The sequence below is a fragment of the Bifidobacterium sp. genome (assembly GCF_051876855.1).
GTDB lineage: Bacteria > Actinomycetota > Actinomycetes > Actinomycetales > Bifidobacteriaceae > Bifidobacterium.
This window is the reverse complement of the sequence record NZ_JBJEIH010000024.1, coordinates 76,981-83,712: the sequence shown is the minus strand read 5'-3', so window position 1 is coordinate 83,712 and position 6,732 is coordinate 76,981. Positions and strand designations below refer to the sequence as shown.

The following is a 6,732-nucleotide window of genomic DNA, read 5'->3' as shown; positions in this document are numbered from 1 at the left end:
AATCCTCACACAACGCCACCAACGCGCGCCTTTGTGCGGACAACGGGCAGTCGTCAGGCGATGTGACAACACGGAAACGACGACCGGCCTGGGTCGCGCCGCATTCTCGTGCGACAGCGCAACCCAGGCCGGTCATCGTTCGGTTCGCAGGCATCCAGCCCTGCGATCGGCTCAATCAACAACACGCTCAGCCGCGCACGGCCAAGGAGTCTGCTACCTCACTCAGCTGAGTTTGAATCCGAGCTCCTTCGCCGCGGCGATTGGCACCGGGTCATCACACCAGTAATCTTCGACATTCTCATCGGTGGCCAGTGAACGAATCTGAGCCCGGTCGATGTACAGCTCGCCGCTGAGATGATCGGTCTCATGCTGGAAGATACGAGCCGGCCATCCGTGCAGTTGCTCCTCATGCCAAGTGCCGTCCATATCCTGCCAACGCGCGGTGATATTGCGCCAACGCTTGCGCACCGCCTGATAGCCGTCAAAACTCAGGCAGCCTTCGTAGAAGCTGCGCGTTTCGGTGCCAATCGGCTGGTATGACGGGTTGATGATCGCATGGAACGGGAATTCGGAAATCTCACGCGGGTCGTCCTGGTCGTCACGGATATGGTCCTCGACCACGGCGAGCGCGATGCCAAGCCCAATCTGCGGAGCGGCAAGACCGACACCTGGCGCTTCGAGCATGGTGGTTCGCATCGCCTGGACGAGTTTGGTGAGGGTGTTCTTGCTCAGTTGCCCGTTGTAGCGGCGCGTCGGTTGGCGCAGCACCGGCTCACCCACCTGGACGATTGGGAGGATGCCTTCGCTATCGCCGGATCTGAGCAGGCTTTCGACCGCACGGTTCAGCCCCAAATCGATACTCGAGCCTCGTGTGAACATGCTCATGCCAGCTCCTCCGCGACAATCTTGGCGAGACGGTCGCACACCTCGTCCGCCTGCTGTTGGGTGGCGGCCTCGGCCATCACACGCACCAGCGGTTCGGTGCCACTCGGGCGCAGCAGCACGCGACCGGTCTCACCCAGCAACGCAGACTCCTTCTCAACGGCCTTCTGCACGGCGGCGTTCGTGGTGACCGCCTGCTTGTTGGAGCACCGGACGTTGACCAGCTGCTGAGGCAGTTGCGGGAAGTCAGCGGCGAGCTGCTTGAGACTCTTGCCGGATTTGACGACTTCGTTGCACAGGGTCAGCGCGGTCAACGTGCCGTCGCCGGTGGTGGCGAACTCGCGGTTGATCACGTGGCCGGACTGCTCGCCGCCCAGCGAATAATCGCCGCGCAGCATCTCCTCGAGCACGTACCGGTCGCCGACGTTGGTCTGCACGGTCTTGATGCCCATGTCTTTGAGGGCGAGTTTCAGACCAAGGTTGCTCATCACCGTCACCACGAGCGTGTCGTGGTTGAGCTTGCCTTCGCGCTTCTTGGCGCGCGCGAGGATGCCCATGATCTGATCACCGTTGACCATGGTGCCGTCCTCGTCCACAGCCAAGCAGCGGTCCGCATCACCATCGAAGGCGACGCCCATCGCGCTGCCCGTGGCCTTGACCATGGCCTGCAGTTGCTCAGGATGCGTGGACCCCGCATGATCGTTGATATTGTAGCCGTCCGGGGACGCGTTGATCACGATGACTTCTGCACCCGCGCGACGCAACGCCTCCGGGGCGACCACTGATGTGGCGCCGTTGGCGCAGTCGGCGACCAGACGCAGGCCGGCGAGCGGCTTCGGCTGGGTCTTCTCCGGCCCGACGACCGGGGCGATCGTGGAGACCAGATGGTCGATATACAGGTTCGTGGCGGTCACGGTGTCGTGGCTGACACGCCCTACCCCGGCTCCGGTCGGGCGATCCCAATCCTTGCCGAGGACAGCTTCAATCTCATCTTCCTTGCTGTCAGGAAGCTTGAAGCCGCCGCGCGCGAAGAACTTGATGCCGTTGTCGGGCATCGGGTTGTGGGAGGCCGAAATCACCGCGCCCATCTCGACGTTGAGCACGGAGGTGAGGAACGCGATGCCCGGAGTCGGGATGATGCCGACATCGATGACATCGAAACCACCGGCGCTCATACCCGCCGACAGCGCAGATGACAGGAAGTCGCCGGAAACACGAGTGTCGCGGCCCACCAACGCGCGACGCCGTCCTTCGGAATGCACGTTATCATCCTTGTCTTTCGGCGCATCGGCCTGACCGAGCACACGGACGGCGGCGTCCCCCAGATCCAATGCCAGTCGGGCTGTAAGGTCTTTATTCGCCAACCCGCGCACACCATCGGTTCCGAACATTTTCGGCATGGTAGTAGTCCTCGCTTCTTTGACATGAATATGCTGCACACCATCGTACCTACCCGTGCTCCCAAACCCGCCGCCGGCGTGGGTGAACATTTGCGAAGCCCGCTGCCGGAATCGACCGCGGACATCCGAAAGACACCCGCAATGTCCAACATGTGGAACGGCTCCGAACAGGTTTTTCGTACCCCCGAACCGCCGCGCAGATACCCCTGTTTCGTGCGAAGCCAATCACGGCGACGAATCCGCCCGTTGCCCACACTGAATGTTACGTCCGCGTTCCGCCTACGTAATCGGCGCATGAATGGCACGCAACACCCGAAACCTTCCGCTCTTATAACAAAATCAAAGATTTCACAGGTCCTCCACCGGTCCACAAGATCGTCGCGGGCAGACGAGATCTAAGCACATCCCACGCGTACCACCCAATGGAGGATTCATATAGGCCAGGCTCGGCACCGGCGGGCACATGCAATCCATACCCCCGAACGATACCTGCCGTAACCCGATACCCCTTTTTGAGCGCACGCGACCGCCACAACCACCCCGGAAACCAAAGAAACCAAGAACATCAAGGAAATGGCACGATGAACTTCAACCCGGACCATGTCATCATCACCATCGGCTGCGAATACGGCGCCGGCGGCCCGCAGATCGGCAAGATGCTCGCCGACGCTCTGGGCATCGAATACTATGACCGCGACCTGGTCGACAAGGTCGTCAACCAACTGGGCGTCAGCCGCGGCCTCGTCGAGCAGGCCGACCAGAAGCCGAACGTCCAATACGCCTTCGAGACATCACTCGGCCCGCGCTATGCGAACCTGAGCAACCGCGTCATCTTCACCCAATCCGAGGTTATCAACGACCTCGCCGACAAATCGTCATGCGTGATCATCGGCCGTTCCGCCAACTACCTGCTGCGCGACCGCGACGACGTACTCGACGTGTTTCTGTACGCGCCGAAGGACGTGCGCATCGAATCCATCATGGAGCAGGATCACGTGGACGCCGAGAAAGCCCGGGAAATCGTCGAATACAACGACGAGCTCAACCATTCGCGGCACAAGTACATCACCGGCACCCACCGCGGCGACCGCAGACAGCGCGACCTGCTGCTCGACACCAGCCTGCTCGGGTGGGACAAAACCGCGAAATACCTGCTGACGCTCGTCGAAATGCTGGGCGAGTGACGAAAGGGAGTGAGACAGATGACTGACAAGAAATCATCGGAATTCGACAAGGTTTTCAACGTCTGGGACATTCTCGTCATCGCCTTCGGCGCCATGATTGGATGGGCGTGGGTCGTCTCCAGCGGCGATTGGATTGACCGCGGCGGCGTGATCGGCGCCATGCTCGGCTTCGTGCTGGGTGGCGTCATGATCTTCTTCATCGGCCTGACCTACGCCGAACTCACACCCGCCATGCCGGACTGCGGCGGCGAACACGTGTTCAGCCACCGCGCGATGGGACCGACCGGGTCGTTCGTGTGCACGTGGGCCATCATCCTCGGCTATGTGAGCGTCGTATGCTTCGAGGCGTGCGCACTGCCGACAATCATCACCTACCTGTTCCCCAGCTTCCTGCAAGGCTATCTGTACACGGTCGCTGGATTCGACATCTACGCCTCCTGGCTCGCGGTGGCCATCATCATGGCCCTGTTCATCACGTATATCAACATACGCGGCGCGAAAACCGCTGCCATCGTGCAGACCGTGCTCACCTGCGTGATCGGCGGCGCCGGCATCCTGCTGATTGCAGGCTCCGTGATCAGTGGCAATCCGTCCAACCTTGAAGGACAGGCGTTCGTCGGCGGCAACACCGCGAGCGTGTTCGGCAATATCCTGCGCGTCGCGATGATGACGCCGTTCTATTTCATTGGTTTTGACGTGATTCCGCAGGCCGCCGAGGAAATCAACGTGCCGCTGAAGAAGATCGCGAAGATGCTGCTGCTGTCGATTCTGCTTGCGGTCGCATTCTATGTGCTCATCATCTTCGCCGTCGGCTATGTGCTCAGCCCAGCCGACATCGCACAGTCGGAAAACTCCGGCAGCGGCCTGGTGACGGCCGACGCCATGGCCCGCGCCTTCCACACCGATGTCATGGCCAAGGTGCTGATCGTCGGCGGCCTGTGCGGCGTGGTGACCTCATGGAACTCCTTCATGATCGGCGGCAGCCGCGCCATGTACTCGATGGCCGTTTCATACATGATTCCGCCGGTGTTCGGCAAGCTGCACAAGACCTACAAGACCCCGTGGGTGGCTATCGGCCTGATCGGTCTGCTCAGCTGCCTCGCCCCGCTGCTCGGCCGCAAGATGCTCGTGTGGATTGTGGACGCCGGCAACCTCGCATGCTGCGTCGCCTACTGCATGGTCGCGATCTCCTTCATGATCCTGCGCAAAAAGGCGCCGGACATGCCACGCCCGTACAAGGTCAAGCATTACAAATTCGTAGGCTTCATGGCCATTGCGATGTCAGCGTTCATGGTCGTCATGTACTGCATCCCCGGCAGCGCGGCGGCCCTCGTGCCCACCGAATGGGCGTTCGTCGGCGGCTGGGCGCTGCTCGGTGTGGTCTTCTACTTCGTGTGCAAGGCCCGCTATGGCAAGAAGTTCGGCACGCTGGTCGAAGTCGCCAATGACGAGCTTGACCAGGATTACGCCCGCGAGCGTTCCGCAGCCGCCTCCATCGCGGCCGGCGAGGCAGGGGTCGCCGCACCGGCAGTCAAAGTCGCGACCATCGGCCAGGCGGAGGTCACGGCGGCGATATCCGCAGTCACCGCGGCGGCTACAACCACGGCCGCCGAGCCCACGGCACGCACGTTCAGCTACTATGTGCCGGTTAATCTCACCTTCGGCGCGGGCACGCTGGCGAAGGCGGGCGAACTCGCCAAACCGCTCGGTTCCAAGGCGCTTATCGTGACCGGCCGTTCCAGCGCCAAGAAAACCGGCGTGTACGACAAGGTCAACGATTCACTCACGGCGGCGGGCATCACCACCGGTCTGTTCGACAAGGCATCAGCCAACCCGCTGACGACGACGGTCGAGGAGGGCGCGCGCCTCGCGAAGGACGGCGGCTACGACATGGTCGTCGGTCTGGGCGGCGGCTCAGTGATGGACTGCGCCAAAGGCATCGCGTTCATGGCGAAGAACGACGGCGATGTCAACGATTACATCTACGGACGCAAGTCCAGCGATGTGGCGCTGCCACTCGTGCTCATCCCCACCACCTGCGGGTCAGGCTCCGAAGCCAATGGTTTCGCGGTGCTCACGAACCCGGAGAACGGCGACAAGAAGTCCCTGCGATGCCCGGCTATCATGGCAAAACGCTCGATTGTTGATCCGGAAGCAATGATGACCATGCCGAAGGGCCAGCTGGCGGCGGTCGGTTTCGACGCGTTCTGCCACTGCTTCGAGGCGTACACGGCCAAGAACGCGCAGCCGTTCACCGATGCGCTCGCGCTCTACGCGCTTCCGCTGATCCTCGACAGCTTGCCACGGCTTGTCGCCGGAACGGGCACGCTCAAGGACTGGGAGCACATGTCCGAAGCGGCCACAATCGGCGGCCTGGTGATTGGTACAGCGGGCATCACGCTGACGCACGCCATGGAGCATCCGGTCTCCGGCCTGAAAAACGTGACGCACGGCAAGGGTCTTGCGGCGCTTGCCCCGACCGTCGTAGACGCCACATGGCAGGGCGACCGGTTCAAGTTCGGCAGGCTGGCGCGGCTGATGGGCGGTTATACCGCAGAGGATTGCGCCGGGAAGATCCGTGGTTTCGAGCGCAGAATCGGGCTCGATGTAACGCTGAGCGAATTGGGCATCAGCGAATCAGACATCCCATGGCTCGCCCAAAACGCGATGAAGGTCTCCCCCGCCAATATCGCCAACACGCGTACTGAAATCAACGCGGAGGACATCTCCGAACTGTATCGCAAGGCGTTGTGAACGGCAGGTCGTCGGTGCGGTCTCGCCGCAATCGCTGAAATTCGCCGCGATATCGCACCGACACCACGTCACCGATTCGCACCGATTCGCACCGATTCGCACCGATTCGTTCAAAGGTCACCGGACCAACACCCCGCATCATTCCGAATCACTCCACGTCACAGACGGCCGTCGCTCAGGCCGACCGCATGCCAAGCGTCTTCGTACGGCATGCGGTCGCAACCCTGCGGCGGCCATCGTGCGTTCCGAGCGGAGCTCAATCAACCACGATGCCACCCCCGTCGATGCCCCCATTTATACCCCCTTCTTGGGCGCCCGTTTGCGTCCCTTCGGCGCTTCCGAACACACTTCCGGGCACCCCCATCAGCACCTCTGTTTGTATCCCGTCGATACATGCCGGAATAATCTCGTCGAAATGTCCACGTTATGGACAGCCATGCCGGCCCGCATCCCGCCCGCGCGCCATGCGGCCGCAACCCCGAACACGGATTCCCGGCCACAGCCCTGACATT

The 6,732-nt window shown here is 61.8% G+C and carries 4 protein-coding genes; 2 read left to right on the top strand and 2 right to left on the bottom strand.

The genetic code is table 11. The annotated features are described in order from the left end of the window. Positions 1 to 222 precede the first annotated feature (222 nt). On the bottom strand, positions 223 to 879 hold the full coding sequence (locus ACI38B_RS02005; protein ID WP_015450011.1) for a peptide deformylase: 657 nt from the start codon (positions 877 to 879) through the stop codon (positions 223 to 225). 2 nt (positions 880 to 881) lie between these two features. Beyond that, entirely contained in the window at positions 882 to 2,282 is a 1,401-nt protein-coding gene (glmM, locus tag ACI38B_RS02000; protein WP_439729305.1) for a phosphoglucosamine mutase, read from the bottom strand. Positions 2,283 to 2,863: 581 nt separating this feature from the next. On the opposite strand from glmM, the gene ACI38B_RS01995 reads away from it, so the two are divergent. Continuing rightward, entirely contained in the window at positions 2,864 to 3,466 is a 603-nt protein-coding gene (locus tag ACI38B_RS01995) for an AAA family ATPase (RefSeq protein WP_439729304.1), read from the top strand. Positions 3,467 to 3,484: 18 nt separating this feature from the next. Beyond that, complete coding sequence (locus tag ACI38B_RS01990; RefSeq protein ID WP_439729303.1) at positions 3,485 to 6,220, top strand: bifunctional amino acid transporter/iron-containing alcohol dehydrogenase; 2,736 nt, start codon at positions 3,485 to 3,487, stop codon at positions 6,218 to 6,220. Positions 6,221 to 6,732 lie beyond the last annotated feature (512 nt).